Below are 25,223 nucleotides of genomic sequence, written 5' to 3'. Positions count from 1 at the left end.
CGCCCGGACCTTGGCGGGTCCGGGTGCCTCTCCAACCCTCAGAACAGGAGCCGAACGTGACCACTGTGACAACCAACATTCCGCCACGCGACTATCGACTGTCTGACGAGAACGCGCAGCTGGCTTTTGCGCGCGGACTGGCCTCGGCCGAGTGGTATCACACCGACGTGGACCGCAAGGCGATCAAGGCGTTGATGAAGCGTCACGACGGGCCCGCGATCCGGGACACGCTTATCTGGCTTGGCCTGTTGGGGGTGTCAGGTTTGGCCGTCATCGCCCTTTGGGGGTCGTGGTGGGTTTTGCCCTTTGTACTGATTTACGGCGTGCTTTACGGGTCCGCCTGCGACGCACGCTGGCATGAATGTGGTCACGGCACCGCGTTCAAGACGGCGTGGATGAACGATGCAGTTTATCACTTTGCGAGTTTTCTTGTGATGCGCAATCCGGTGACATGGCGGTGGAGCCACGCACGCCACCACACCGATACCGTGATCGTGGGGCGGGACGCCGAGATCGCGGTGATGCGCCCGCCGGACTTGCTCAAGGTTGTGCTGAACTTCGTCGGCATCTTTGATGTCTGGTATTCGATGAAGGCGCTGTTGCTGAATGCGGCGGGTGTGTTGCAGGAACACGAGCGGAGTTTCGTCCCCGAGGCTGAGCACGGCAAGGCCGTTGCCGCAGCGCGCGTGCATGTCGTCATCTATGCGGCAACGATTGCGACGGCGATTGCCATCGGGTCCTGGCTGCCGCTGGTGCTCATTGGTGGCCCGCGTATGTATGGGTGCTGGCATATGCTGATGACCGGACTCTTGCAGCACGGCGGGCTGGCAGACAATGTCACGGATCACCGGTTAAACTCGCGCACGGTGCTGATGAACCCGGTCAGCCGCTTCATCTATTGGAACATGAACTACCATGTCGAACATCACATGTTCCCGATGGTGCCGTTCCATGCGCTGCCGCAATTGCACGCGTTGATCAAACACGACCTGCCCGCACCGAACCCGTCGATCTGGGACGGCTACCGCGAGATGATCCCCGCGTTTCTGCGGCAGTTGCGCAATGAGGATTACTATGTCCGGCGCGCCTTGCCGCCGACCGCGAAACCATACCGCGAAGACCTTCACGAGATTTGAGAGGCCCTGATGTCTGACTGGATTGACGTATGCGCCACCGACGACATCGAGGAAGAGGATGTCATTCGCTTTGATCATGGGGCGCGCAGCTTTGCCATTTACCATTCGCCCGAAGGGGAATTCTTTGCCACCGACGGTCTCTGCACCCACGAACAGGTGCATCTGGCCGACGGGTTGGTGATGGATCACATCATCGAATGCCCCAAGCACAATGGCCAGTTCAATTACACAACCGGCAAGGCCACGCGCCTGCCCGCCTGTGATCATCTGGGCACCTATCCGGTGCGCGTTGAGGGTGACCGCGTTCAAATCCAACTGAGTGAGTGACCCCGATGCCCCGAACCAGACCCACCATTGCAGACCTGCGCGCAATCCGCGGCACGCGCCAGTTGACCATGCTGCGGGTGCTGACCCTGCAAGAGGCGGAAGCGGCGGAGAAAGCGGGCATCGACATCGTTTCGATCCCGCCGGACCTGATGCTGAACCGCGAATACCGCGATGCAGCGCCCAGCCTGTTTTCCATGCCCGGCGATAATTTCTATGAGATCGGCGGCCCGGATGATTTTCTGCGCTGGTCGTTCCAGATGTACCGGGCGGGTGCCGATGCGGTCTATTGCAGTGCAGGTTTTGGCACGGTGAAAAAGATGGCGGATGAAGCGATCCCGGTGATCGGCCATGTGGGGCTGATCCCGTCCCGCGCCACTTGGACCGGGGGATTCAAGGCCGTTGGCAAAACCGCCCGGTCCGCGATGGAGATTATGGAAGCGGTGCGCAGATACGAAGCCGCCGGAGCTTTCGGGGCAGAGATAGAGGTGGTCCCGGTCGAGGTGGCGGAGGAGATCTGCAAACGCACGTCGCTGTTCCTAATTTCCATGGGCGCAGGAACGGGGTGTGACGCGCAATACCTGTTTGCCGATGACATTCTGGGCCAGACGCAGGGAAAAATGCCCCGCCATGGCAAGGTCTACCGCGATTTCAACGCCGAATTCGCACGCCTTCAGGACCAGCGGATTGCGGCATTCAGTGAGTTCAAGGCCGACGTAGACAGCCGCGCCTATCCAGAAGACCGCCACATCGTCAAAATGGACCCAAGCGAGTTGGCGACATTCCTCTCGGAACTGGATGCAGCCACATGAGGCTTTATGGGCAAGACCTGACCCGGCGCGAGGTTGCGGCCTTGTCCGGTGATCTGTCCCAGTTTGCCGGTGTCCGGCAGATGGTGCTGTCTGACGGTGCGGAAGCTGGCCAAAGGGCGCTGGAGTTTCGCACCGGAACAGGCCTGCGTTTCACTTTGATGGTGGACCGGTGCCTCGATATCGGCAGTTGCGACTACAACGGAATGGCCATTGGCTGGAACTCTTCCGCGGGGTTCCGCAACCCGGCCCTGCACGAGGCCGAAGGCGAAGGTGGTTTGGGGTTCATGCGTTCATTCTCGGGCCTTGTGATGACCTGCGGTCTGGATCACATCCTTGGCGGGTATGAGGCAGAGGTGCCGGAGTACAATTATCCCGGTCGCCCCACCGCATCATACGGCATACACGGGCGCATCGGCATGTTGCCAGCCCGGCTGACGGGCTATGGCGAACGCTGGGAGGGTGATCGATGCTTTCTTTGGGCCGAGGGGTGTGTTCGGCAGGCGGCGGTCTTTGCCGAAGACCTTGAGCTGATCCGCCGCGTCGAGGTTGAGGTTGGCACCAATGACATCGCGCTCAGCGACGAGGTGCGCAACCGCGGCTTTAACCGCACGCCGCATATGCTGTGCTATCATATCAACATAGGCCACCCGGTTCTTGCTGATGGCGCGCGGTATGTGGCCCCCATCGAAGACGTGGTTTGGGCCGCCCATGCGGACAGTTACAAGGATCAGGGCGTCGGATATGCCCGCCCATCCGGTCCCGCTGATACGTTTCGCGAACAGGTCTGGCAGCACGAGATGAAGGCCGACGCGGCAGGCAATGTCGCTGTCGCCCTGATCAACGATGCCTTGCCGCTGGGGTTGGAGGTCACGACATACAAGGCCGAATTGCCTTGCGCCTATGAATGGCAGCACCTGCAATCGGGCGGCTATGCCTTTGGTATCGAACCATCAACCCATCACGTTCTGGGCAATGGCTTTGCCCGCGAGAGGGGCGAGATGATCTGGCTGGATCATGGCGACAGCCGCCACTACCGCGTCGGGTTCAAAGTCCTGACAAACGCGGATGAAATCCAGCGCAGCGAAGCCGCAATCACGGCAACCCAGCCGCAACCGGCCGATCCGTTTCCGGTGCCCTCCGGCGATTTCAGAGCCATTCCGGGCCGGGGATGACACCGGGGATTGTCATTGCCGGGGCGGGTTACTGTGGCGTCTGCGCGGCCCGTGCTGCGCGCGAGGCCGGCTATGATGGCCAGATCACAGTGATCGGGGATGACCCAGAATGGCCCTATGAGCGCCCGCCCTTGTCGAAATGGGACGGTGTGGCGCCGCGCCTCCAGCCAATCTTTGCGGAGGATTGGTATGCCGGGAACAACGTTGATCTCAGACGCGGCATACGCGTCACCGGCATCGACCGCGCGGCACGAACCGTCGCGCTGGGCACGGGCGAGGTTCTGCAATACGCGCACCTCCTGCTTGCCACGGGTGCATCCCCACGTCGCTTGCACGCCAATGCCGTGCCGGGTGCGCGCCCCAGCTACCTGCGCAGTTACTCCGACGCGCAGATGTTGGCGCAGGGTATTTCAGCCGGTGCAGATGTCTTGATCATCGGGGGCGGCTTCATCGGGTTGGAACTGGCGGCCACCCTTGCCGCGCGCAAGGCTTTTGTTCATGTGGTCGAAGCACAGGACCGGATACTGGCCCGCGCCGTTCCGTCTGACATTTCCAAAATGGTGCTGGATTTGCATTTGGACCGGGGTGTGACAGTCCACACGGGCACCGCCGTTGACGCCATCAATAACGGCGTCGCGTTCCTGTCGTCCGGGCAAAGCGTTCGGGCCGAACATGTGATTGTCGGCATCGGATCCGTACCCAACACCGACCTCGCTGTGGATGCGGGTCTGAGGGCGGACAACGGGATTTCGGTTAACGAGCGTTTTGTTACCCAAGATCCCGATATCTTTGCCGCTGGTGATTGCTGCAATGTACCGATCGCAGGTGCGGGGCGGGCGCGGTTTGAATCCTGGCAAGTGGCCGGGGATCAGGGGCGTTTTGCCGGGCAGGTCATGGCAGGGGCAAGGCCTGACCCGCTGTCGCCGCCCTGGTTCTGGTCGGATCAGTTCGGCCATTCACTGCAAGTTGTCGGTCAGCCGTCAATGGGTACGCAAACCGTGCTGCGCCGACTTCCCCAAGGCGGAATGATCGCAATCGAAACGCGGGCAGACGGGCAAATTGCATATGCTGCGGGCTTTGCGCCGGGCAATGCCGTTGGTCGCGACATCAAGATCATCCAAAGACTCATGGACGGCGGCGTTGTGGCCGATCCGACGCTGCTGTCCGACCCTGACACACCCCTGAAAGCCATTCTGAAACGCCGCTGAGCCGCCGCCAGACACATCACAGGAGCCGCACATGACAGATTTTTTCAAGGACATCTCGCCAATTGCCTTTGAGGGGCCGCACACAAAAAACGAATTTGCGTTTCGCCACTACAACCCGGATGAGGTGGTGTTGGGAAAGACCCTGAAAGAGCATCTGCGCTTTTCTGCGGCCTACTGGCATTCGTTTGCGTGGCCCGGCGGCGACCCGTTTGGCGGACAGACCTTTGACCGTCCTTGGTTTGGCGACACGATGGATCTGGCCCGGATAAAGGCGGACGTGGCGTTTGATATGTTTCAGAGGCTGGGCATCCCGTTCTTTTGTTTCCACGACGCCGATGTTCGTCCCGAAGGCACGGATTTCGCCGAAAACACCCGCAATCTGGAAGAGATGGTCGACCACTTCGCCGAAAAGATGGAGGCGACCGGGGTCAGACTGCTTTGGGGCACGGCGAACCTTTTTTCGCATCGTCGGTTCATGGCGGGTGCCGCGACAAATCCAGACCCGGAGGTGTTCGCCTTCTCCGCCGCCACGATCAAAACCTGTATGGATGCGACGATCAAACTGGGCGGAGAAAATTACGTCCTCTGGGGTGGGCGCGAAGGGTATGAGACCCTGTTGAATACGGATTTGGGACGCGAACGCCAGCAGGCAGGCCGGATGCTCCAGATGGTTGTGGATTACAAGCACAAGACCGGCTTTGAGGGCGCAATCCTGATCGAACCCAAGCCGCAGGAACCCACCAAGCACCAATATGACTATGACGTCGCGACGGTTTACGGCTTTCTCAAGGAATTTGGGCTGGAAGGCGAAGTGCAGGTAAACATCGAACAAGGCCATGCGATCCTTGCCGGGCACAGTTTCGAGCACGAGTTGGCCATGGCGCGGGAATTGGGCATCTTTGGGTCCATCGACATGAACCGCAATGACTACCAATCCGGCTGGGACACTGATCAGTTCCCCAACAACGTTCCCGAAGTGGCGCTGGCTTATTACGAGGTACTCAAAGCTGGCGGGTTTGCCACCGGCGGTACGAATTTTGATGCAAAACTGCGACGCCAGTCGCTGGACCCCGAAGACCTGATCCTTGCGCATATCGGGGGGATGGACACCTGCGCCGCGGGCTTCAAGGCTGCCGCTGCATTGCTGGAAGATGGTGCATTGGAGGACGCACGTACCGACCGGTACGGAGTGTGGGATACCGAGTTTGGCAGAACCCTGATGCAATCGGATTTGTCAGAGATTGAAACTCTGACCAGACAAAGGGCGATCAATCCGCGTCCAAAATCCGGCAGGCAGGAACGTCTTGAAAACTTGGTCAATCGTTTCGTGTAATGAGCTCCGGCCTACGGGTTAAAATTTTTCCGAGGTGTCGATCCGCGCAGCTGCGGTATGTTCTTGGTGCGCGCAAAGGTCCCCTAGGTCATTGCGCCCAAGGCTTCGGCGACGGCTTGTGGCTGCTCGTAAATCGCCATTTGCCCAGCATCCGGCAAGGCCAGAAGTCGTAGATTGCCCTGCGTGTCGGCCAGTGCGCTGATGTCTTTGATCGGATGAAACACATGCGCTGTTCCGTGTACAAACAAGACCGGCGCTGCATCACGAGCGGCCTTTAGGGTCGTCGACCAATCGCTGCCCCACAGGGCCACGTCCCGGACAATCTGATCAGTATTCTCAAAGCAAAAGGTTAGCAGATCCCGCGTGGTTTCATAAAACGCGAGATCGGACAGTCGGGCCCGATCTGCGGGGCTGTCCTTGTGAAAGAACCGGATAATGTGATCTTGCCCGACGGCGCCAGCGTGAAACAGCCGGCGCGCGGCCTGATAGCCCAAGCGCAGCGCTGGCGTTGCGACATGTGCGCCGACGAATGAACGGCGGATGCTGGCAGGAGTGTTGTCAAACTGCGTCAATGCGGTGACCGGTGCCCCGGTCGACAACAGGGCTAGCCCAGCCACCGTTTCGCCCCGTGCTGCGAGGCGTTCGACGGCGCGGGCCGCAATGATGCCCCCCTCGCGGTGTCCGACCACAAGAGGGTTCGGACCGCTCACCGCCAACAGCATATCCAGCCATGCGTCCAGCATTTCGTCCGATGCGTCGTCGCCTGCAAGACTGCTTTTTCTGAACCCCGGGCGGACCGGGGCTGTGACGGCAAATCCCTGCGTGACCAATGCTGCGCGAAACCCCTCGGTTTCTTCGGGGCAAGAGGAGGTCGTGAAATAGAGCAAGGGGCGGCCACGACCGTATCGCACAACCTGCAAGGTGCCGGTTGGTCCGTTCAGCTCTATCTGCTCAAATCCCGCGCCGCCTTGCGTATCTTCAGCTGTCGGCACCACATCCAGGACTTGCCGCAGAAGCGACAGGAACTGGACCAGTTCCACCTGCCGCTTGGTGCCTGTCTTTTGCAGCAGCGATTTGATGTGACTGCGGATCGTTGGCAGGCTTCTGTCCACGTCCCCCGAGATTTCTTGCGCCGTGCGGCCCTCGAACAGTCCGCGTGCGACTCGCAATTCCGCCTCGGTGAGGTTGAAGCGATCCGCAAGCTCGCCTGCAAAGGTCGGGCTCCAATCCATCAGGGACAGGTACAGCGCCTTTTGCGCGGCTGGATACGCGGCGGCGACGGCGGCCTTTACCGATGTCTCAATGGCCAAGAAACTTCTTTGCTGCGATCCGCCGCCGATCCTGAACACATCGTGTCTGCTGTTGCTTTGAGCGTCGAGGATCGGCGTGCGCGCGGACAGAATGCGATGCCCGTCTAACCCCTCTTTGGAAAATAGGTTCGTCGCCGCAGAATTCAGCGCCAGCACCGTGCCAGCCGCGTCGAGCAGCACCACAGGGACAAGGATACGTTCGAGCGCCGTGCCCGGCATCGTCGTTTGCAGATGATCAGAGTGCTCCAACGCGTCGGCAATGACCGGCGAGACCTCGGTCAAGGCGGCCTCTGCGTCGTCTATGATTGCATCAAACCATTCGTCCCAAGCCTCAAGATAGTCGTCAAAGCGATCAGGCCGGATCGCAACCCCGTAAGCTGAGGAAACGAAATTGAGCATCCTGTCTTTGGCGTTCGACGTCATTCATCGTCTTTCAATATGTCACCACCGGCGACTGGCACGAAATTCTTTCACTTCTGGTGCGTCTGACCTGAAAGCACCGCAAATTTTCATCAATGTTGATGATAGATCAGAGTTTGCCACTGTGTCAGCACAGAGCGCATGACATTTATTCAATCTATTCCAGTTGCCAAAAATTCTTCTTTTTCGCCGCGACCTGGCTGGCTTTTGTACCCGGCGGCACCCGCGCGCGCGTGGCGATCTGCCCTGGACGACGCGCGCCATTTTCACCTGTCTTCCAAAGGTTTCCTGCGATGATGCCATGCCCCCCTTGGACCCGCCTGCACGTGCGCGGATTTCCAGTGATCTGCTCGCTTTGTGCTGTGCTGATGGTGGCAACACCATCCGGCGCGCAATCTCCGCCACCGGCCTGCGAGGAGCTTATCCAGCTGTATATCGAGCTTGCCGAGCGGTCCGGTCAGGTGATCACCGCCGGTCAGGCGCGTGCAGAGGTCATGTCCGAAAATCCAACCAACGAAGAGTGCGGCGCCATGCTCGCGCTGTTCCCAAAGACCCAGTAACCGTCACATGCGTTCCTTCCTGCTTGCCTCCGCCCTCAGTGCCGCAACGATTGCACACGCCCAAGACACCACGATGATTGTTCTTGATGCGTCAGGGTCGATGTGGGGACAAATCGATGGGGTCAACAAGATTGTCTTGGCCCGCGAGGTTGTGCGCCAAAGCCTCGCTACGCCACTGCCGGGACGGTCCCTTGGGCTGATGGCCTACGGGCACAATCGCAAAGGCGCATGTAGCGACATCGAATTGCTTGTCCCACCGGCCCCAGACAGCGCCGTGGCGGTTGCGGCGGCGGTAGACACCATCGACCCAAAGGGCAAAACGCCGCTCACCGAAGCCGTGCGGCAGGCTGCAATCGCCCTGCGGTACAGTGAAACCCGCGCAACCGTTGTGCTGGTGACCGACGGTCTTGAAACCTGCGGGGCCGACCCCTGCGCCCTTGCGCGTGAACTTGAGCGGACAGGTGTGGATTTCACCGCGCATGTTGTGGGGTTTGGTCTGTCCAGGGCGCAGGGCGCAGCCGTGTCCTGCATCGCCGAGGAAACCGGTGGCCGCTACTTTGACGCGGGCAACAAGGGAGAGCTGGCGTCGGCATTGTCCATGGTGGTCACGCAAAACGTCCCGCAGGATGCCGTGATTGACCGTCCGCCGCAGGTGGAGCCCAAGCATAACCTGCAAATCAATGTTCAGCTTTCCGCCGACAGTTCTCCGCTAGAGGATGGTCAGATCGACAAACTGTCGCTGGACCTGATCCGCCAAAGCGACGGGGTGTCGCGCCGCATCTCTTATGAACCCTTTGTGGCTCTGAAGCTGGAGGAAGGCGACTATATCGTGCGTGCGGGTTACGAAGGCGGCAGCGTCGATGTGCCGGTCACGGTCGAGCGGTTCGATACCGCCCACGCCACCATGGTGCTCGACGCTGGCGTGGTGGACTTTCAGGCCATCCCCCTAGCGCCCGACCTGATCGACCCGCGGGTGATCTCTTGGGAGGTCACACATCTCGAGTCCGGTCGCAAAATGGGGCGTTTTGAGCCAAAGCTGCGGTCGGTTTTTGCAGCGGGCCGCTACGAGGTCAGAGCCGTGTTGGGGCGCAAACAACAGACGGCGCCCGCCCCGGTAAAGGTCACGATTGCAGCAGGTGATGTCCGCGAGGGTGAGATCCTGCTGCCGCATGGCGCTGTGCGCATCACTGCCATTGATGCAGCGGGCAACACGCTGCCCGACAGTTTTCTGCGGTTCAGCCTGTGGTCGGCAATGGATGACGGAACGCCGGACCGCATGGTGTTCAACGCAAACGGCACACGGGATGCGTTGCTGGCACTGCCGGGCGACTATGTCCTGGTCATCGAAGACTGGGGAATAGCCAAGGGGGGCAAACGCAAGATCACCCGCCCACACACGGTCAAACCCGGCGAGCAGAACGTGCTGCGGGTTGTCATGCCCGCCGACCCAGCCGCCGCCTTGCAAGAGGTGACGCCATGAGGGCGAAACGCCGGATCAACCGGGTGCCGCGCCTGCTCAGCGCGCTTGCCGCGCTGGCGTTGCCGGGCATTGCCCAAGCCGCCTGCACCAACGATCTGCCCGGTCGTGGGGTGCTGAACGTCTACGCCGATGCGATGTCGTCGGCGGTGATTGGCGGCATCAGCGCCAATCAGTGCGGGATCGAAGTGACGGATTTCTGCGCCAATGGGCGCTGCCTTGCCTTTCTTGATGGGTTGAGCGGTTACATTGGGGTATCAGGCCTTGCGAGCGGTACGATCGGGCCACCCCCTGTCACGTTTGAATACCGCGTCGACGCGGTTGGTGGCAGCCTGCGCTTTATGGGGCAAAGTCAGCGGTTTGAGGTGTCCGGGAACGATACCATCCGCATTACACCTGCCGCCGATCATGTGGTCCTGAGCCTGCCTGACCCGCTGCCCAAAAACATCCGCCTGACCAGCACCGGGTCTTCCGGGTGGGAGGCGGTTATGCCCGATTGGGTTGGTGTGCCTGTACCTGTCACGGTCTATCTCGACCGGCTCAGCGCGGACGTCGCCACGCTCGAATTGATTGCCGAACATCAGATGCTCACGATGGATATGCGCCTGACACTGGCCCGGCTGGGCAGCGGGCCCGATGTGCCCCGCGTTGACGCCGCGCCTCAGCCGGACGCAGAGACCGCCTGCGACAGAAGCCACGATATCGCGCACTTGGTCGGTCAGTACGGACAGCAGGCACAGATCGACGCCTTTTACGCGGCTGTGACAGCGGCAGGCATAACCGACTGGGATGCGAGGACCGAGGCGCAATGCCTCGACCTTTTGACCGCGCTTGAAATGGGTGGCTTGCCTGCGATGGGTCTTGGTGGCCCGGCTGAGGCACCGGCAACCACCTGTGAGACGCTGGCGGACAAACTTCGACCCATCCTGCGCGGCCCACAAAGTGAACAGAAACGCGCGGTTCTGGCGACCATGGTGTCGCTCGGGATCACCTCGATTGACCCCGCCAACCCGAAACACTGCGCCGAGATCAAGGCCGCGCTTAAGCGCTAGAAAGGGACGATGACGATGAGGAAAATTGTACTGACCGTTCTGGCCGTTGGGGTTCTGGGCGCGGCGGGCATCGCGGCGATTTGGGCGCTTCCGCAGGAAGAACCGCCCGCGCTTCGCCTGCGCGCGATGCTGGTGGAGGGCGGCGTGGACGTCACCAACAAGGTGGAGTGGTTTCTTGAGCGCGACGATGCGTGGCTGGGTCCGGATGTCGACACCGTATCGGTTGCTGTTCCCGGCATCTATACGGCGGAGTTCGACATTCTGGGCGGCGCTCCGTTCACGGCAGAGGCCACGCTGGGCGAAGGGCAAGGCGGTGAGGTTCTGGCCCAACTGGACGCCGCGCTGGTGGAAATCAAACTTGATGAAGATGCACGCGACGGGCCGGTCTCACTCCGGTTTGAATCGGATGTGTCGATGGGCAGCACAGGATTGCGCGTGTCACAAGACGGCTACGTCCGGGCGCTGGTGTCGCGCGACCTGCGCAAGCTGGAGCTTGAGTTGCCAAACCAAAATATCCCCGTCACCGGCGATTTCGCATCTGGCGCGGTCATGCCCTTTGAACTGACGGACGGTGCCGTCACTCCGATCAACTGAAACACACACAAAGCAGGTCCGCGATGAAGATCAACACACGCACATTCCTGTTTGCCACCGGGGTACTGCTTGCCAGCAGCCAAATGTCACAGGCTTCGCCGTGTCAGGCGCTTGCTACATTCTTTGCGGATGTGGTCGAGGCATCAGGAGCCGAGGTCAAACCCGAGCGGTTCAAAGCACAGATCACCGAAATCCGGCAATGCGGCAAGGGCTGCGCCGCTGTCACGGCGCAGTTGGCGGATGGAGGGACCTACACCCACGCGATTGCGGGTTCGGTCCTGCCGCTGGAGGAATACTTGCACGACGATGCACGCTTTGACGTCAAGGTCATCGGCGGCGGAGACAAGGTCGAGTTCATCGAATTCAACATGGACACAATCGCCGTATTGCGCAGGCGGCCCACGCGATAACGGCATCGGTTGTCGCCGCCGAATACGCATACCCCTGAGCACCCAGCGGCCCAAACCAAGGAGAGAGACATGCGAAGGATTTTTCACAACATGGCGCTTGGCATCGCGGCCTCGGGTCTTGCCACCGCAACCTTCGCACAGGGTTACAACGCCTTTGTCATCGACTTGCCATACGCGTTTTCCGTGCCGTCGGCGTTTACGAGCGTTGCCATTCATTGCACCGTGTCTGGCCAAAATCCGAACGATGACTTCAACTTTGAACGCGCGTTTCTGCTTGAAAACGGACAAGCGCGCGGCACGCTCCAGCTTGGCTACAGCAATCTGGGGCCCACCGATGACTTTGTTCTGCTGACCGCAGAACAAACGGACATACTGAGACGGATTACCAGCCAGCGGGGCTTTGCGTTGAATTTGCGATGCAATGTGAAGGAGTTTCAGCACGAGACTGCCGGTCAGATGTTCGTCTTTGGCGATTCAAGCAGCCCGGCAATCGCTGCGGGATGGACAGCCGGTGCGTCTGCGAAGGAACAGGGCAGGTACTACCTTGATCCGGCTGTGACGGTGACCAGATTTTCCGCAACATTCGGCGCAGAAGACAACACCGCGCGTGCGTCAACGACAGGCCAGACCGCAACAGCCAGCGTTCCGACAGTGTCGCCGGGGCTACAGTCGTTGCAGACCATACTGCAAGGTGAATGACGGGTTTGCGGGCCGGGGCGATGGCATGGCTTGCCGTCTGTGCGGGGCAAGCGGTCCTCGCCGATGATTTCCGTGCGGCCCCATCCATCACGCTCATGTCGAGCAGCAATAACTATCGCGCGTCAGCCCCGACCCTCAGTGCATCGACGGCGCCAAGTGTTTACCAAGCCGCTGCACCACGTGTTCGCGCGGTCACGCTGTCGGATGGATACCGCGCGCAGGCCCCCGTATTGCGCGCCGTCATTCGATCGGATGGCTACCGCGCCAGCGCCCCGACATTGCGGGCCACCACCGAAACCCACAGGTTTCGCGCCGCCGCGCCCGGTTTCCAGGTTGTCCTTCAACCAGATGGGTACATGGCTGCGGCCCCCCCTCTTAGGGCCGTGGTTGGCGTGCATAGGTATGCCGCAATAGCGCCTTCGTTAACTGCTCATGCGCAGCTTGACCAGGATCAGGACCGATCCCGTACCATCGCAAGCGATCTGCTGTGCAGCGAACTTGTGCAGTGCTTTGCCGAAGGCGACATCCGCGTGGTGGAAGATGACATGACGCGCCTCGGCTACACGCCAGAGACGTACGCCAGTTTTTGCGCGGATGTTGCGCAGAGCCTCGGTGATTGTCCTTCGGTCGCCGCGACGTCGTCATCCGGCGGGTTCGATGATCTGACCGAAAACCTCATGGCGCACGGGGCGACATCCGAAACGTTTCACCTGTTTCGCTGCATTCCGCTGGAAGATTACGCAATTGATCTGCAACGGCGCACCGACGCCGGAGAGGATACCGATGCGGAAGAACGCAGCTTGGAGGCGTTGGTTGCGGATGCGTCCGTTTACGTCATCTCGGGCCGTACCGACCTGTGGTGCGATCACATCGCCTCGCGGCTGCCGTAGCCGGTTTTGTTCTGCTCTGGGTGCCCCTTTTGTAAGAGGACGTTTTTCAGGCACGAAAATTCAGACTGACGTGCTCCGGGAACCCCGAGAACACGCAGCCTGACCGCTGCGTTTGCAGTGCCATTATCGGTCTTTGTTGCGCCTGGGTGACGGGCGGTGACCAAAAACGATCACCGCCAGCCAACCGCATTACGCTGCCGCCACGCGGTCCTCAGCGGTCCACGCATTTGCTTTGAACGCATCGTCGAGATCCGTGTCCGCGACGTGGTTGGTGTAGTTCGACAGCACCTTGAGCGCGGTGCCCACGATCACTTCGAGTACCGTCTGATGCGTGTAACCCGCCGCCAAGAGGGCATCCAACTGGGCAGGGCTTGGCCAGCCCCGGCTTTCGTTGACGGCAATGGCAAACTGGCGGAGCGCTTCAAGCTTGGCATCGGCAATGGGCGTGTCGTTGCGCAACGCGGCAATAACGTCGCCATCCACACCGGCCATCTGCGACAAGGTGGTATGTGCGGCCATGCAGTACTTGCAGCCATTCAGGCGGTTGTTGGTCATCAGGATGATCTGCCGTTCTGTTTCCGACAAATCCGTTTTCCCAAATATGGCGGACAGGCTCATGTAACCTTCAAGCAGGGTGGGTGCAGTGGCCATTGCGGCGTAGAGATTTGGGACAAACCCGTACCCTTTCAGGGCGCTCTGGAGGATTGGTTTGGCCGCTTCGGGCGCGGTGTCGATGGTGTGTTTCTCAAATGGGGTCATGGGAGGTTTCCGATTGCATGTGTGGTAGCGGCGACCTGAGGGCCGCCGCCTGAGGGTGGTGGTGGATCACAGGTCGCTGATCTGGGTGGACTTGATGTCGGGCCACTTGGCGTGGGCACCTTCGATGACGGCGGCTTGGTCTTCGAGGTATTTGGCGAAGATCGCGGCATTCACAAAAAGGTAGAGCTTCCCGTCAACGATGTCGGCATAGCGCACGTCGCCGTCGAGCTTTTTGCCGACAAAGACGCCAAAGGCGCAGAACCCGCCGAATTGCGGCAAGTGCGCGGCTGGATCGGCATCGAATTCGCCTTGGGCGGCGGCAGATGCAAAGTAGTAATCCACACCGTCATGTTCGGAGGTGAATGCGGCGTTGCCCTGCGCGGCTGTCCCGTCGTGAAACATCGACACCGGATCAAAGCCATGCAGACCCAGCGGTTGGCCGGTCAATGTCAGGCTGTTGGTGACGTTGTATTCGTCCGCAGCCACAGCCGGGTTCACAAGGGACATTGTGGCGACTGAAGACAGGACAAGTGCGCTTGTCCAAAGGCGGACGGATTTCATGGTGGTCAAAGTCATTGTTTTTCTCCAATGGGTTGGTTGAGGCGTGTCGGGCGTCACGCGCCGTTTGCGATGCGGGTGACGGCGTCGTCTGTCCACCAGACGCCGTTTGCCACCATGCGGAAGTTGATGATCGCGGCGAGGTATCCGTCGCCTTCGGGCACTTTCGCGCCTGCGGTTGCGTCACGCACAACCGCAACTTCGTAGCCCAGTTCCAGCAACTCATAGAGATGCGCCTGCGTGCACAGGTTGGCCGACATACCCGCAAGGATCACCTTGTCGATCCCGCGTTTGCGCAATTGCAGGTTCAGGTCGTTCTGTGCCGGGCTGTAGACCTTGTGGGGCGAACAGACGATGGTTTCGCCGTCTTCGATGTACTTCTTGTACTGGGGCATCCAATCGGCACCGGAGCCTTCGAAGTTGTCGAGGTTCAGTGGTCCCAGCCGGTCGAACATGCCGATGGCGTGCATCGTCGCTTCAAGCGTGCCTTCGAAATCCCACTTGTGGTCGTGCGGATAGTAATAGTGCGGGGAGATAAAGACCGGCATACCCGCCGCCTTCGCGGCAATGAACAGACGCTCGATATTGTCCACGGTTCCCTGTTCGGTGACGCTTTCGCCAACAACACCCCAGGTCACGCCGTCCTCTGACAGAAAGTCGATCTGCGGGTCGGTGACCACCAGCGCTGTGCGCGCGGGGTCAATGGTCATATCGATCTGCGGCAGACCGGGGTTTTCGGGATCGGCATATGCCGCTTTGGCGGCATCAGTGGCTGCTTCCGTTTTGGTGCCTACGATGGACGCAGCACCGGCAGCACCGGCGGCGGCCACGCCTGCCAGCACCCGGCGACGGGCGAGGTCGACAGATTCAGGTGTGTGGCCGCAGCCGCAGTTGTGATGGTGGTCGGGATCGGGTTTCATCTGTGTCTCCTTGGTTCAGATGGGGCAGGGCATGATTGCTCTGCGGTGAGCGTGCGGTCTTGCGGACAAACCTTTCCTGATCGCAGCCGGAGTGGCTGCGTGACTGGCGTTCCATGTCCGCTTTCACGCTGGACCGACGCGGGACTGCGCGTCGGGGTGTCGGGTCTTTAGGTTGTCTAAAGACCCAATACTGTAAGGCCGCGATGATCCGGGGGCCGTGTCGCATCCGTCCAGCGGAACAGACGCTGTCGTTCATCAATCGGCAGGTCGTTGATCGAGGCGATGCGCCGTTGCATCAGCCCGTCCGGGGCGAATTCCCAATTCTCGTTTCCAAACGATCGAAACCACTGGTCGTGCGCATCGCGCCATTCATAGGCAAACCGGACAGCGATGCGATTGTCGGCAAATGCCCACAATTCCTTGATCAGCAGGTAGTCCCGTTCGCGCGCCCATTTGTCGGACAAAAACGCAACAATGGCGGGACGGCCGGTGATGAACGTGGTCCGGTTTCGCCAGACACTGTCGATTGAATAGGCCAGTGCGACCCTGCCCGGGTCCTTGGAATTCCATGCGTCTTCGGCAAGGCGGACCTTTTCCGTGGCGGTGGTATGGGTAAAGGGCGGCAAGGGTGGCCGGGTCATTTCGTGGTCCTTTCGGTGTGCATTGCCTCAGCGTAGATGTACGGACGTATCCAAGGTCACAGGGGCGGCGGCGATGTCTGGGCAAGCCTGATGATCTCGGCGATGCAGCCAAGGGCCACCCAGACACCGCCGGCTATCAAGACCGCGATTGTCCGTTCGGAGTAAGGCGCGTCGCCCGTAATCACGGCGCGTTTGGTCCAAAGGGGCGGAGAGGCAGGGATGGACCTCAGGATGTCGTGTCCGCTGTGGCGGGGGGGACAAACCACATCTGGCAGGCGGTGCCAGCGGATGCGAACAATCTGTCCTGAATGTCTCATTCCTGCGTCTCCGGTTTGAGGGTTGCCGTGATGTGGTCAGGGACTGTTCTGACTTGGCATCCCTCGGGGGGGGGTGACACCAATCTAGGAAGCAGGGCGCGTTGGGTATTGGCCGGTTCTGCCAAGAGTTTGGCCGTCTCTGCCAATCTCGGCGCCGCTCGGGGCGTCAGGGTGAAAGCTGCCGAAATTGAGCGGGCGCTGCGCCAACCCAACGCTTGAATGCCCTGCTGAACGTGCTTTGTTCGGAAAAGCCGGTCAGAAAGGCCACCTCGGCAATGGAGCAGTCGCTGTCGGCCAACAGGTCCTGCGCCAGCGACAATTGCGCGTCGCGCAGCACATCGCGGTAGGACAGGTTTTCGTCCGAAAGGCGCCGATAGAATGTCCGCTCACTCATGCCCATTCGCGTCGCCACGTCTGAGGCGCTTGGCACCCCGTCGCTCAGCCGCGATGCAAGATGATCCAGCACCGTATCTCTGAGCGAGCGTGGTTCAGGCAGTTGCTGAATTTCCCTATCGAGATGTTGCGTCAGAAAGTCGGAGATGCCCCGGTCGCCCAACTTGTTCGGCTGATCAAGGCTGTCCGGCGTGATGGCAATCGCATTGTGGGGTGCCCCAAACACGACCTTACATCCAAAGAAGGCTTCGAACCGTTGCGGATCTGACCGACAGCCATGGCGGAACGCCACGTGGTCCAATGTGACCTTGCTGCTGCCAAAGGCCCGGACGTTTTCCGCGACGGCGGCGAGCGCACATTCATCCCGAAGCTGAAGCGCAGGGTGTTCCGGTGTGCGTGTCTCAAGGGCAAAGAGCGCGGGATCGGTGTCTTCTGTCAGACTGTAAACAGCGGTGTCGGTGATGAGCCGGAAGTAGCGTTCGAGGCGCTGAAGGCTGTCTCTCAGGGTTGGTGCGGATTTTACGGCCAATCCCAACGCGCCAAGATCATTGCTCTGGATTTCATGCGCGTAGCTGAAGACCAACGCAGGATCGTCATGTGTGTGACACCTGAGCCATTCGATCAATTCGAAATACGCACTGTCCGGGATCTTGTCCGCAGTGGGACCGTTCAAACGAAACAGCGTTTCGCCATGTCCGCAGACCTCGCCGCCAGCCGTCAGTTTGAGCCCGGCCGCCCGCGTCAACGTGGTCGCAAAGATGGATGCAACAGATGCCATGCTGATGTTTCCCCCTTCTGCGCCATTTCAATGGCGTGATTTTCCCTATTCGTCCTGAGCGATCGTGCGCGTGGACCCGGACACCCGAACCGGCGTTCCGGGCTGGTCCGGGATGACGACGTTCAGCTTGGACGGTATTCCCATGTCGACCCCTTGCGAGATGATGATGCTGCCCGCGTGCGGCCAGCCTGTGTCGCGCAAATATCCGCCAAGTGCTGCCGCTGCGGCGCCGGTGGCCGGGTCTTCGGCCACACCGCCAACCGCAAAGGCGTTCCGGGAATGGAACCGTTGTGCAGTTGCGGCCCAGATCAGGTTGATCGTGGTCAGCCCGTGCCGTTCCATCAGACGCCGACCCGCGTCCAGATCATAGTCCATGTCCGACAGCCGCGCGCGCTCACGCAGCGCCAGAACAAGGTGATCGTTGCCCGCATGTGTGATCGCGGCGGGTAACGCAGGGTCGAGATCACTTTTGCCAAACCCAAAGAGCACCAGCGCATGTTCAAGCAGGCCTGCATCAGCAGGGCCGCTGCGGGTTGGTGGCGATGACAGTTCGATCTGCACCCGGCCCGTATCATCCAACCGCCCCGTAACGCTGATTTCGCCCGCGTTGCTCCGCAAGTGATGGGTGCCCGGCCCGGTGCGTTCCGTCAAAACCGCCCCAAGGGCGATGGTGGCGTGACCACAAAAATCCACCTCACACTCCGGGGCAAAGTATCGGACCCGCCAGCGATCCCCTTCCGGGGCGGCAAAGGCGGTTTCGGAATATCCGACCGCATCTGCGATGCTTTGCATCTGTGCCGCGCCGGGGAGGCTGTCAGCCACCCAAACACCCGCGGGGTTGCCGCCGGTATCGCCTTCCGAAAAAGCGGCGATGCGGTGCACATGCGTCAAATCCATCGTGGTCATCTTGCGGTCCCGTATGTGGTTCTGTCCTGCCCGAAGTGACCCGGGCAGGACGGTTTTACTTTTGCGTGCGCGGCAGAAAGTCGAGGATTTCGGCGGCAATGACGTCGCCATATTCCTCAAGCGCAAAGTGACCGGTATCCAACAGGTGGAATTCCACATCCTCCAGATCGTCCAAATAGGGGTGTGCGCCATCGGCCGGAAAAATCTGGTCATTCTTGCCCCAGACGATCAATGCGGGCGGCTGATGCGCGCGGAATTGTGCCTGCCACTTGCTGTATTCGTCCACGTTCGTGCCATAGTCGAGGAACATCTCAAGCTGCACTTCCTGATTGCCCGGGCGGTCCAGCAGATACTGAACATGCCAGAAGTTGTCCGGGCTGACCGCCGAGACGTTGCGGACGCCATGGGTAAACTGCCAGACGGTCGCCTCCATCGTCAGGAACCCGCGCAGGGCGTCGCCATTTTCACGGGATGGATCGGTCCAGTAGGCTTTGATCGGGTCCCAGAATTCGCGCAGCCCCTCTTCGTAGGCATTGCCGTTCTGGATGATGAAACCGGTCACACGCTCGGGGTGTTCGGAGAACATGCGGTAGCCAACGGGCGCGCCGTAATCCATCAGATAGACCGCGTAATCGCCCACGCCTTTGGCGTCGATCAGTTGCGTCACGATCTCAGCCGCATTTGCAAAACTGTAATCGTACTGCGCTGCATCCGGCATGTCAGACGCGCCAAAGCCGGGGTAATCTGGAGCAATGACGTGATAGTGCGTTGCCAGTTCCGGGATCAGGTTGCGGAACATATGCGACGAGGTCGGAAAGCCGTGCAGAAGCAGAACGGTTGGATTTTCCGGATCGCCCGCTTCGCGGTAGGCGATGTTCAATCCGCCGATCTCCATCTTTTTCATGGACACAGCAAAGGGGCTTTCCGCCGCCTCTGACACAGTTGCAACCATTCCGGTCAACAGCGTGGTGCCAGCCAGAAGGGCGGCCATGGTCGAATGGGTTAGGATCTTTTTCATGGGTTCAGTCCTTTCTGCGTGTTTCCCGATCTCAACATGAACAGATCGGTAAATGTTCTGTTTAGGTGAACAGATCGGTAAATTTAATCAAGGAAAAATTCGTGATGACCTTCATCACAATCTCTGCTCACGCTCAGTTGATGACCTGTAAGGCAATATAATTACGCTATCTTTCTTGACTGGCATCTCACTCAGAGATACTGACAGATCAGTAAAGGTTGGATGCTGACATGAGCCAGAACAAACGCGCAGAGCTGATTCGAAAGGCGCTCTTGCTGTTCTATCGAAACGGGTTTCACGCGACGGGCATGGACCTTGTTGCGCGCGAGACCGGGGTTTCGAAAACCTCGATCTACAAACATTTTCGCACCAAGGATGAATTGATCCTCGCTGTGTTGCGCCTGCGGGATGAGAATTTTCGGAATTGGCTGTTCCGACGCATGGAAGAGTTGTCAGCCACACCACAAGGTCAGTTGCTGGCCATGTTCGACGCGCTTGGGGAGTGGTTTCTTGAAGATGGTTACAAGGGCTGCATGTTCATCAAAGCCAGCGCTGAATTCCAAGATCCAGATGACGCGATCAACGTGCAATCCTATGCGCACAAACGTCTGCTGCTGGACCATTTTCACGCATTGGCCAAAGCTGCCGGAGTAGCAGAACCCGATGTGTTGGCCCGCCAGTTTTTGCTGTTGAAGGAAGGGGCCATTGTCATTGCGGCGATGTCCCACTCGGCAAAGCCTGCGCGCGATGCAAAACAGGTTGCGCAGCTATTGATCGGCCAATGACGGGTGCGCGCGCAAGGCACGGTTCGTCATGTCGGGTTTGGGGTGGATGACCCCGTTGGCCCGGGCGACGACCTCTTTCAACGCATCTCCGGTCTTTGACCCACGCCGCAGCCACCGTTCCCGTTGCGCGTCTTGCATCCGGTTGGTCCCAGCCTAACCATCACATCCGTTGTGGCTGCGCCACATCTGGGCGTTGTGACCTTCTGGAACGCTGTTGCAGGGATCATCGGTGTAGCCACGCAGCGCGTTGTACCGTGCGACTTGGCCAGCATTCAGGACGTCCAATGTCTCAAGATGACGCGACAGATGCACAAAGCGCAAAGCGCTGCGCGCCTCACCGGCGCCCTGCACAAGGTCCTGCAACGCGATTGTGTCAAGGTCACCTGCTGCAAAGGCTGAATTGAGCGCGCGTTCTGCGGCGATGAATGCCTCTCCCCCGGCGATGGCAGCGCGCTGCATGTCTTGGAAAATCCGTTGCACCCGCGCGACCTGATCTGCGGACAGTTCAAGTTCGACGGCATGTTCCAGCACATGGGCCGGACCCGGATGCCCGTTCAGTTCAGCGGCAAGGGCAAGGCCCCAGCCGCGCCCTGCGCTGAGATCGGCCATGTCACTGTCAGAAAGCGTCGCAATCTCGCGGGCCTCCAATCCGGCGTACGGTGTGTGCGCTTGTTCGGCCAAGCCAGCATGACCTGCAAAGATCAGTGGAAATACAAAAATACAGTGCCTGCGCATAAAAAGTTCCTTTCATCAAAGTGCCTCCCATAGTCAGGGCATTCCGCACATGATTATGATCATGTCATGGATGATGTTCTGGACGCGCTGTTCGTGGATGGGGATGCCCGGCATAAAGAGGCGGGCACGTATCTGTTTCATGCCGGTGACCCGGTGCGATACGTGCATCGCATCGAATTTGGGTCTGTCCACCTCGAACGGACGCAGCTTGATGGCCAGGTGATGTGCTTTCAACGTGCCGTGCAGGGTGACATTCTGGCAGAGGCGTCGATCTACGCAGAGGCTTATCATTGCGATGCAAGGGTCATGGAACCGGCGCATATCCGAACGGTTCAGATCGGGCATCTGCTTGCGCGGCTGGTTTCTGATCCCGGACTATCAAGGGCGTGGGCGGCTCGTTTGGCGCGCACAGTTCAAGCCACTCGCCTCCTTGCTGAAATCAGAGGGCTCAAAACGGTTGAGCAGCGTTTGAATGCCTGGATGGATCATAACGGAGCGCTGCCAGAAAAGGGGCACTGGCAGAACGTGGCACATGAGTTGGCGGTCACGCGCGAAGCACTTTACCGTGAGATTGCCCGCCGCCGCGCAGATGGCCCGCAACGCTGACCGGGCTATTGCGCTGCGACGTCCTGAGCAGTGATTTGCGCTTGGTGCGCGCGTTCGCGTTCCGGCCACTGGCTCTTAATCCATTCCAGCACGTCGCGCAGTTCATCCTCGGAATAGCTGTCGCCGAAACCCGGCATGTTGCTGTCATAGCCGCCGCCCACAACGGCCGCCGTGCCACGGACGGTGATGTCCATCAAGATCCGGTCGGGGTGGTGCCACGTATGCCCGGAGGCATCGTGCGGGGGTGCGGGCAGCATACCGTCCGGACCGGGAATGCGCCAGTTTGGCTGACCCTCCAGATTGGCGCCGTGACAGGCGGCGCAGGCCTCGGCATAGACCACCTTGCCGCGGGACAAATCACGTTGATCGGGCGCGGCTTGCACGTCAGCCCCGACATTCCAGAGCAGCCCCGCGAGCAAGACGAGCGACGCCGCAGCGCCAGCAAGAACAAGCCACATTCTCATCCAGCGGTGTCCCCAATACGATCTGGTTGGACAATTCCACCGGCAGCTTGGCACGATGGCCCGCACCCCACGCGATGGATTGTGGTTTCGGACGTCACGTCGCGCTCTCCCGGTTAGCATTCAGAAATCAGACCTTTCCAAAAATGCGGTCTCCAGCGACTGGAAGGTCAAGCGTCTTTCTGGTGTTTACCTTCCAGTTGCTGGAAGTTGTATCAGCCGAATGAGAGAGTCGATTTGCACATGAACACCGCACGTGTGTCCTGCGCCGATGAAGAAAAAAGGTGAACAATGAAAAACGTGATCGCAACGATCGCCACTTTTGTATCCATGTGCTCTGCGGCGCTGGCGCACTCCGAAAAGGAAGGCACAACGCCAGCAGACGGCGCGCGGTTGGCGGAAACGCCCGAGATGATCCACATGGTGTTTAACGACCCCATGCGCATCACCATGGTGCGGCTGCTGAATGCAGCTGGTGCCGAGATGCCCGTGGAGCGTGGCACCGGGTTGGAACCATCCCTTGAGTTCCGTGCAGAGCCCGAGCCGTTGGAGCCGGGGCTCTATACCGTGGAGTGGCGCGGGTTGGCCGCCGATGGGCACGCGATGCAGGGCAGCTTTTCTTTCGAACTGACCGACTGAGGTCGAATGCTCGCCTCTCTTGCCTCTGCCGATACTGTCACGTGGGTGTCGATCATCGTAAAGGTGATCGCCTATGCCGGGACGCTGATTGCTGTCGGCAGCGTTCTGGTGCTGGTCGCCTTGCGCGAAGTGGACGCGCGCGGGCGCACCTCACTTCGTCGGATTACGGTCCTCGCGGCCTGTGTCGGAGCCGTCTTTACTGTGCTGAGGTTGCCTGTGCGCGCCAGCTTTCTCATGGGTGGGACTTGGGATGGCGCAATGGACCCCACGATCCTAGGAATGGTGGCGCAAAGCCCGCTTGGACCCAGCGCCGCGCTGCGGCTGGTTGGGCTTGCGCTCATTCTGTTTGTGTTCTGGCGTGCGCGTTCTGGTCAAGTCATCGCGATTGTGGGGGCAGTCCTCGCGTCAGCATCCTTTGCCCTTCGCGGTCATGCGCTTGGTGAACCACAGGTGATACTTGGCGCACTCGTAACGCTGCATATCCTGTGCCTCGCCTTTTGGATCGGAGGCCTTGCACCGCTTGCACAGGCCGCGCGGTCAGAGCCGCCGATCCGTGCTGGCGCCTTGGCCCATGAATTCGGAGGCCGCGCACTCTGGAGTGTCGGTCTGCTTGTCCTTGCAGGTGGGATCACATTGGCGCTTTTCGGCGCGGCCAGCCCAGCCGCATTGTCCACGCCCTACGGCCAGATGTTTGCGGCCAAGATCGCCCTCTTTGTCGGCGTTTTGTCCCTCGCTGCCATCAACAAATTGTCGCTGACGCCCGCGCTTTTGGCCGACATGCCACAGGCCGGGGTGCGCCTGCGACGCTCCATCACGCTCGAAGCGGTGCTGATCACCGCTATTTTGTGTGTCACCGCAACGCTGACGACAATCTCGTCACCAAAGTAGAGGAGCCTTCTCATGCCGTTGATGTCACGTCGCCGGTTCGGCCAGACCTGCGCAAGCGCAGCGTTGGTTGCGGGATTGCCGCGACATGCGCAATCGCAGAACTCACCTATCCTGCGCGCGGGGCCGGGCACGGTTCAGCTTGCCCCTGACACATATCCCAAGACCAGCATCTGGGGTTATGACGGCACCGTTCCCGGCCCGCTTCTGCGTGCGCGCCAAGGGGAACGGATGACACAGGAGTTCCGCAACGATCTCCCGCAGGCGTCGACCGTGCATTGGCACGGTATCCGGATCGACAACGGAATGGACGGAGTCACGGGCATGACACAGGAGGCCGTCGAACCGGGCGGCGCGTTCCTGTACGACTTTGCGCTGCCGGACGCAGGCACCTACTGGTACCATCCGCACAACCGCACCTACGAACAAATGGCCAGAGGGCTGTACGGTGCGCTTGTCGTCGATGAGGCCAAGGATGCACCGGTCGTTGATCTGGACGAAGTTCTGTTGCTAGACGACTGGCGCTTGACCGACGACGCGCAGGTCGCGGATGGCTTTGGGAACATGCATGACTGGTCCCATGGCGGGCGTTTGGGCAACTGGATCACAGTCAATGGCGATGGGGCGTGGACGCGCGACGTACCGCGCCTGTCCAGATTGCGTCTGCGCCTTGTGAACACAGCCAATGCCCGGATCTTTGCGCTCGAGACGCGCGGATTCGAAGGCTGGGTTGTGGCGCTTGACGGAATGCCACTTGAGGCACCGCAGCCCCTCGCCACGCTCACCCTCGTACCCGGCCAGCGTGCCGACCTGATCGTCGATGTGATTGCCGATGCTGGCGACGAAGCCTTCATTGTCAGCAACGAACGCGACAGCGGATATGTCATCGCGGCATTCCGTGTCACACCCACAGACCGCGCCGCCCGACTAACGCCGCCTGCCGCTCTGCCGCCCAATCCGGTTCCCGTCCTTGGACCGCTGGAGACAGCGGCCCGGGCCGAGTTGCGCATGGAAGGCGGTGCCATGGGCGAATTGCGCGGGGCGATGATGAACGGCCAGATGACGGGCATTCGGGACATGGCCGCGCAGGGCAAAGTCTGGGCGTTCAACGGCATGGCCGACATGGCTGATACGCCGCTGCTCAAGGCAACAATCGGAGAAACAGTGCGGATCGCCATGATCAATGACACCGCTTGGCCGCACGGAATGCACCTGCACGGTCACCATTTCCGGCAGATCGCAGCGGACGGTTCATTGGGTCCACTGCGCGACACCGTTCTGATGAACCGGGGCGAGACTGTCGAGATTGCGTTTGTCGCGGACAATCCCGGTGACTGGCTGCTGCACTGCCATATGCTGGAGCATTCGGCTGGCGGAATGATGACTTGGTTGCGTGTCATATGACGCGCCACACGACACACACCC

The 25,223-nt window shown here is 60.2% G+C and carries 29 protein-coding genes; 18 read left to right on the top strand and 11 right to left on the bottom strand.

The annotated features are described in order from the left end of the window. The first annotated feature begins 56 nt into the window (after window positions 1–56). Genes Q1A85_RS01180 through xylA form a run of 6 tightly spaced genes read left to right on the top strand, consistent with a single transcriptional unit; the run spans window position 57 to window position 5,985 of the window. On the top strand, window positions 57–1,136 hold the full coding sequence (locus Q1A85_RS01180; protein ID WP_299684202.1) for a fatty acid desaturase family protein: 1,080 nt from the start codon (window positions 57–59) through the stop codon (window positions 1,134–1,136). Between the two features lie 9 nt (window positions 1,137–1,145). Beyond that, window positions 1,146–1,463 (top strand): MocE family 2Fe-2S type ferredoxin, encoded by a 318-nt coding sequence (locus Q1A85_RS01175; protein ID WP_299684200.1) that lies wholly within the window; start codon window positions 1,146–1,148, stop codon window positions 1,461–1,463. A gap of 5 nt (window positions 1,464–1,468) precedes the next feature. Beyond that, window positions 1,469–2,272, top strand: a complete 804-nt coding sequence (locus Q1A85_RS01170; RefSeq protein ID WP_299684198.1) for a 3-methyl-2-oxobutanoate hydroxymethyltransferase — start codon at window positions 1,469–1,471, stop codon at window positions 2,270–2,272. Next, entirely contained in the window at window positions 2,269–3,444 is a 1,176-nt protein-coding gene (locus tag Q1A85_RS01165) for an aldose 1-epimerase family protein (RefSeq protein WP_299684196.1), read from the top strand. The genes Q1A85_RS01170 and Q1A85_RS01165 overlap by 4 nt, the downstream gene beginning before the upstream one ends. After that, window positions 3,441–4,652, top strand: coding sequence for an FAD-dependent oxidoreductase (locus tag Q1A85_RS01160; RefSeq protein WP_299684194.1), 1,212 nt, complete (start codon window positions 3,441–3,443; stop codon window positions 4,650–4,652). Before Q1A85_RS01165 ends, Q1A85_RS01160 begins: the two co-directional genes overlap by 4 nt. Window positions 4,653–4,683: 31 nt before the next feature. Further along, window positions 4,684–5,985: a xylose isomerase gene (xylA, locus tag Q1A85_RS01155; protein WP_299684192.1), complete on the top strand. Its 1,302-nt coding sequence runs from the start codon at window positions 4,684–4,686 to the stop codon at window positions 5,983–5,985. An 83-nt stretch (window positions 5,986–6,068) separates the two neighbouring features. Here the strand turns inward: xylA and Q1A85_RS01150 are convergent, their stop codons facing one another. After that, a complete protein-coding gene (locus tag Q1A85_RS01150) occupies window positions 6,069–7,694 on the bottom strand; it encodes an alpha/beta fold hydrolase (RefSeq protein WP_299684190.1) in 1,626 nt (541 codons plus the stop codon). 116 nt (window positions 7,695–7,810) lie between these two features. Between Q1A85_RS01150 and Q1A85_RS01145 the strand changes: the two genes are divergently transcribed. The 7 genes from Q1A85_RS01145 (at window position 7,811) to Q1A85_RS01115 (ending at window position 13,397) form a co-directional block, all read left to right on the top strand. After that, complete coding sequence (locus Q1A85_RS01145; RefSeq protein WP_299684188.1) at window positions 7,811–8,275, top strand: hypothetical protein; 465 nt, start codon at window positions 7,811–7,813, stop codon at window positions 8,273–8,275. Window positions 8,276–8,282: 7 nt separating this feature from the next. Then, window positions 8,283–9,755: a VWA domain-containing protein gene (locus tag Q1A85_RS01140; RefSeq protein WP_299684186.1), complete on the top strand. Its 1,473-nt coding sequence runs from the start codon at window positions 8,283–8,285 to the stop codon at window positions 9,753–9,755. After that, window positions 9,752–10,804 (top strand): hypothetical protein, encoded by a 1,053-nt coding sequence (locus tag Q1A85_RS01135; RefSeq protein WP_299684184.1) that lies wholly within the window; start codon window positions 9,752–9,754, stop codon window positions 10,802–10,804. Before Q1A85_RS01140 ends, Q1A85_RS01135 begins: the two co-directional genes overlap by 4 nt. Before the next feature lie 15 nt (window positions 10,805–10,819). Beyond that, window positions 10,820–11,398 (top strand): hypothetical protein, encoded by a 579-nt coding sequence (locus tag Q1A85_RS01130; protein ID WP_299684182.1) that lies wholly within the window; start codon window positions 10,820–10,822, stop codon window positions 11,396–11,398. A gap of 23 nt (window positions 11,399–11,421) precedes the next feature. Further along, window positions 11,422–11,808: a hypothetical protein gene (locus Q1A85_RS01125; protein ID WP_299684180.1), complete on the top strand. Its 387-nt coding sequence runs from the start codon at window positions 11,422–11,424 to the stop codon at window positions 11,806–11,808. A gap of 69 nt (window positions 11,809–11,877) precedes the next feature. Next, window positions 11,878–12,507, top strand: a complete 630-nt coding sequence (locus Q1A85_RS01120) for a hypothetical protein (protein ID WP_299684178.1) — start codon at window positions 11,878–11,880, stop codon at window positions 12,505–12,507. After that, the gene (locus tag Q1A85_RS01115) at window positions 12,504–13,397 is read left to right on the top strand and encodes a hypothetical protein (RefSeq protein WP_299684176.1); all 894 of its coding nucleotides are present in this window, start codon (window positions 12,504–12,506) and stop codon (window positions 13,395–13,397) included. The genes Q1A85_RS01120 and Q1A85_RS01115 overlap by 4 nt, the downstream gene beginning before the upstream one ends. A gap of 189 nt (window positions 13,398–13,586) precedes the next feature. Here Q1A85_RS01115 and Q1A85_RS01110 read toward each other — a convergent pair whose 3' ends face one another. The 7 genes from Q1A85_RS01110 to Q1A85_RS01080 form a co-directional block, all read right to left on the bottom strand. Beyond that, window positions 13,587–14,156 carry a carboxymuconolactone decarboxylase family protein gene (locus Q1A85_RS01110; RefSeq protein ID WP_299684174.1) on the bottom strand — a complete coding sequence of 190 codons (570 nt, stop codon included), beginning with the start codon at window positions 14,154–14,156 and terminating at the stop codon, window positions 13,587–13,589. Between the two features lie 66 nt (window positions 14,157–14,222). Beyond that, the gene (locus Q1A85_RS01105) at window positions 14,223–14,732 is read right to left on the bottom strand and encodes a YHS domain-containing (seleno)protein (RefSeq protein WP_299684172.1); all 510 of its coding nucleotides are present in this window, start codon (window positions 14,730–14,732) and stop codon (window positions 14,223–14,225) included. A gap of 38 nt (window positions 14,733–14,770) precedes the next feature. Then, window positions 14,771–15,634, bottom strand: a complete 864-nt coding sequence (locus Q1A85_RS01100) for a cysteine hydrolase (protein ID WP_299684170.1) — start codon at window positions 15,632–15,634, stop codon at window positions 14,771–14,773. 176 nt (window positions 15,635–15,810) lie between these two features. Next, window positions 15,811–16,275, bottom strand: coding sequence for a nuclear transport factor 2 family protein (locus Q1A85_RS01095; RefSeq protein WP_299684168.1), 465 nt, complete (start codon window positions 16,273–16,275; stop codon window positions 15,811–15,813). Between the two features lie 483 nt (window positions 16,276–16,758). Continuing rightward, window positions 16,759–17,763 (bottom strand): AraC family transcriptional regulator, encoded by a 1,005-nt coding sequence (locus Q1A85_RS01090; RefSeq protein ID WP_299684166.1) that lies wholly within the window; start codon window positions 17,761–17,763, stop codon window positions 16,759–16,761. A 45-nt stretch (window positions 17,764–17,808) separates the two neighbouring features. Beyond that, complete coding sequence (locus Q1A85_RS01085) at window positions 17,809–18,669, bottom strand: PhzF family phenazine biosynthesis protein (RefSeq protein ID WP_299684164.1); 861 nt, start codon at window positions 18,667–18,669, stop codon at window positions 17,809–17,811. 55 nt (window positions 18,670–18,724) lie between these two features. After that, window positions 18,725–19,687 (bottom strand): alpha/beta hydrolase, encoded by a 963-nt coding sequence (locus tag Q1A85_RS01080; protein ID WP_299684162.1) that lies wholly within the window; start codon window positions 19,685–19,687, stop codon window positions 18,725–18,727. A gap of 230 nt (window positions 19,688–19,917) precedes the next feature. On the opposite strand from Q1A85_RS01080, the gene Q1A85_RS01075 reads away from it, so the two are divergent. Continuing rightward, window positions 19,918–20,472 (top strand): TetR/AcrR family transcriptional regulator, encoded by a 555-nt coding sequence (locus tag Q1A85_RS01075; protein WP_299684160.1) that lies wholly within the window; start codon window positions 19,918–19,920, stop codon window positions 20,470–20,472. Here the strand turns inward: Q1A85_RS01075 and Q1A85_RS01070 are convergent. Next, window positions 20,455–20,610 carry a hypothetical protein gene (locus Q1A85_RS01070; protein ID WP_299684158.1) on the bottom strand — a complete coding sequence of 52 codons (156 nt, stop codon included), beginning with the start codon at window positions 20,608–20,610 and terminating at the stop codon, window positions 20,455–20,457. The two genes, Q1A85_RS01075 and Q1A85_RS01070, sit on opposite strands and share 18 nt — an antisense overlap. Before the next feature lie 15 nt (window positions 20,611–20,625). Then, on the bottom strand, window positions 20,626–21,207 hold the full coding sequence (locus tag Q1A85_RS01065; protein ID WP_299684156.1) for a hypothetical protein: 582 nt from the start codon (window positions 21,205–21,207) through the stop codon (window positions 20,626–20,628). Between the two features lie 66 nt (window positions 21,208–21,273). Between Q1A85_RS01065 and Q1A85_RS01060 the strand changes: the two genes are divergently transcribed. Continuing rightward, window positions 21,274–21,813, top strand: coding sequence for a Crp/Fnr family transcriptional regulator (locus tag Q1A85_RS01060; RefSeq protein WP_299684154.1), 540 nt, complete (start codon window positions 21,274–21,276; stop codon window positions 21,811–21,813). A 5-nt stretch (window positions 21,814–21,818) separates the two neighbouring features. Here the strand turns inward: Q1A85_RS01060 and Q1A85_RS01055 are convergent, their stop codons facing one another. Then, window positions 21,819–22,271 (bottom strand): c-type cytochrome, encoded by a 453-nt coding sequence (locus tag Q1A85_RS01055; RefSeq protein ID WP_366140545.1) that lies wholly within the window; start codon window positions 22,269–22,271, stop codon window positions 21,819–21,821. Window positions 22,272–22,565: 294 nt separating this feature from the next. Here Q1A85_RS01055 and Q1A85_RS01050 point away from each other — a divergent pair, with 294 nt between their 5' ends. From Q1A85_RS01050 to Q1A85_RS01040, 3 genes are read left to right on the top strand one after another with little or no spacing between them, the layout of a single operon-like run. Continuing rightward, window positions 22,566–22,913, top strand: coding sequence for a copper resistance CopC family protein (locus Q1A85_RS01050; RefSeq protein ID WP_299684150.1), 348 nt, complete (start codon window positions 22,566–22,568; stop codon window positions 22,911–22,913). A 6-nt stretch (window positions 22,914–22,919) separates the two neighbouring features. Then, on the top strand, window positions 22,920–23,801 hold the full coding sequence (locus Q1A85_RS01045; RefSeq protein WP_299684148.1) for a CopD family protein: 882 nt from the start codon (window positions 22,920–22,922) through the stop codon (window positions 23,799–23,801). Between the two features lie 12 nt (window positions 23,802–23,813). Beyond that, window positions 23,814–25,202 carry a multicopper oxidase domain-containing protein gene (locus Q1A85_RS01040; protein ID WP_299684146.1) on the top strand — a complete coding sequence of 463 codons (1,389 nt, stop codon included), beginning with the start codon at window positions 23,814–23,816 and terminating at the stop codon, window positions 25,200–25,202. Window positions 25,203–25,223: the final 21 nt, after the last annotated feature.

Origin of the sequence: uncultured Tateyamaria sp. (genome assembly GCF_947503385.1) — a bacterium.
GTDB lineage: Bacteria > Pseudomonadota > Alphaproteobacteria > Rhodobacterales > Rhodobacteraceae > Tateyamaria.
Note: the sequence above shows the minus strand (reverse complement) of the source record. Positions and strands in the feature narration are given on the sequence as shown.

Bases quoted from the DNA above. Each gene is read 5' to 3' on its own strand.
- Q1A85_RS01135 (WP_299684184.1), top strand. From the start codon at position 9,752: ATGAGGGCGAAACGCCGGATCAACCGGGTGCCGCGCCTGCTCAGCGCG.
- Q1A85_RS01080 (WP_299684162.1), bottom strand. From the start codon at position 19,687: ATGAAAAAGATCCTAACCCATTCGACCATGGCCGCCCTTCTGGCTGGC.
- Q1A85_RS01070 (WP_299684158.1), bottom strand. From the start codon at position 20,610: ATGCAAGACGCGCAACGGGAACGGTGGCTGCGGCGTGGGTCAAAGACC.
- Q1A85_RS01085 (WP_299684164.1), bottom strand. From the start codon at position 18,669: ATGACCACGATGGATTTGACGCATGTGCACCGCATCGCCGCTTTTTCG.
- Q1A85_RS01060 (WP_299684154.1), top strand. From the start codon at position 21,274: ATGGATGATGTTCTGGACGCGCTGTTCGTGGATGGGGATGCCCGGCAT.
- Q1A85_RS01175 (WP_299684200.1), top strand. From the start codon at position 1,146: ATGTCTGACTGGATTGACGTATGCGCCACCGACGACATCGAGGAAGAG.
- Q1A85_RS01140 (WP_299684186.1), top strand. From the start codon at position 8,283: ATGCGTTCCTTCCTGCTTGCCTCCGCCCTCAGTGCCGCAACGATTGCA.
- Q1A85_RS01125 (WP_299684180.1), top strand. From the start codon at position 11,422: ATGAAGATCAACACACGCACATTCCTGTTTGCCACCGGGGTACTGCTT.
- Q1A85_RS01120 (WP_299684178.1), top strand. From the start codon at position 11,878: ATGCGAAGGATTTTTCACAACATGGCGCTTGGCATCGCGGCCTCGGGT.
- Q1A85_RS01100 (WP_299684170.1), bottom strand. From the start codon at position 15,634: ATGAAACCCGATCCCGACCACCATCACAACTGCGGCTGCGGCCACACA.
- Q1A85_RS01065 (WP_299684156.1), bottom strand. From the start codon at position 21,207: ATGCGCAGGCACTGTATTTTTGTATTTCCACTGATCTTTGCAGGTCAT.
- Q1A85_RS01170 (WP_299684198.1), top strand. From the start codon at position 1,469: ATGCCCCGAACCAGACCCACCATTGCAGACCTGCGCGCAATCCGCGGC.
- Q1A85_RS01145 (WP_299684188.1), top strand. From the start codon at position 7,811: ATGTTGATGATAGATCAGAGTTTGCCACTGTGTCAGCACAGAGCGCAT.
- Q1A85_RS01055 (WP_366140545.1), bottom strand. From the start codon at position 22,271: ATGTGGCTTGTTCTTGCTGGCGCTGCGGCGTCGCTCGTCTTGCTCGCG.
- Q1A85_RS01105 (WP_299684172.1), bottom strand. From the start codon at position 14,732: ATGACTTTGACCACCATGAAATCCGTCCGCCTTTGGACAAGCGCACTT.
- Q1A85_RS01165 (WP_299684196.1), top strand. From the start codon at position 2,269: ATGAGGCTTTATGGGCAAGACCTGACCCGGCGCGAGGTTGCGGCCTTG.
- Q1A85_RS01040 (WP_299684146.1), top strand. From the start codon at position 23,814: ATGCCGTTGATGTCACGTCGCCGGTTCGGCCAGACCTGCGCAAGCGCA.
- Q1A85_RS01115 (WP_299684176.1), top strand. From the start codon at position 12,504: ATGACGGGTTTGCGGGCCGGGGCGATGGCATGGCTTGCCGTCTGTGCG.
- Q1A85_RS01090 (WP_299684166.1), bottom strand. From the start codon at position 17,763: ATGGCATCTGTTGCATCCATCTTTGCGACCACGTTGACGCGGGCGGCC.
- Q1A85_RS01160 (WP_299684194.1), top strand. From the start codon at position 3,441: ATGACACCGGGGATTGTCATTGCCGGGGCGGGTTACTGTGGCGTCTGC.
- Q1A85_RS01075 (WP_299684160.1), top strand. From the start codon at position 19,918: ATGAGCCAGAACAAACGCGCAGAGCTGATTCGAAAGGCGCTCTTGCTG.
- xylA (WP_299684192.1), top strand. From the start codon at position 4,684: ATGACAGATTTTTTCAAGGACATCTCGCCAATTGCCTTTGAGGGGCCG.
- Q1A85_RS01130 (WP_299684182.1), top strand. From the start codon at position 10,820: ATGAGGAAAATTGTACTGACCGTTCTGGCCGTTGGGGTTCTGGGCGCG.
- Q1A85_RS01150 (WP_299684190.1), bottom strand. From the start codon at position 7,694: ATGCTCAATTTCGTTTCCTCAGCTTACGGGGTTGCGATCCGGCCTGAT.
- Q1A85_RS01050 (WP_299684150.1), top strand. From the start codon at position 22,566: ATGAAAAACGTGATCGCAACGATCGCCACTTTTGTATCCATGTGCTCT.
- Q1A85_RS01045 (WP_299684148.1), top strand. From the start codon at position 22,920: ATGCTCGCCTCTCTTGCCTCTGCCGATACTGTCACGTGGGTGTCGATC.
- Q1A85_RS01095 (WP_299684168.1), bottom strand. From the start codon at position 16,275: ATGACCCGGCCACCCTTGCCGCCCTTTACCCATACCACCGCCACGGAA.
- Q1A85_RS01110 (WP_299684174.1), bottom strand. From the start codon at position 14,156: ATGACCCCATTTGAGAAACACACCATCGACACCGCGCCCGAAGCGGCC.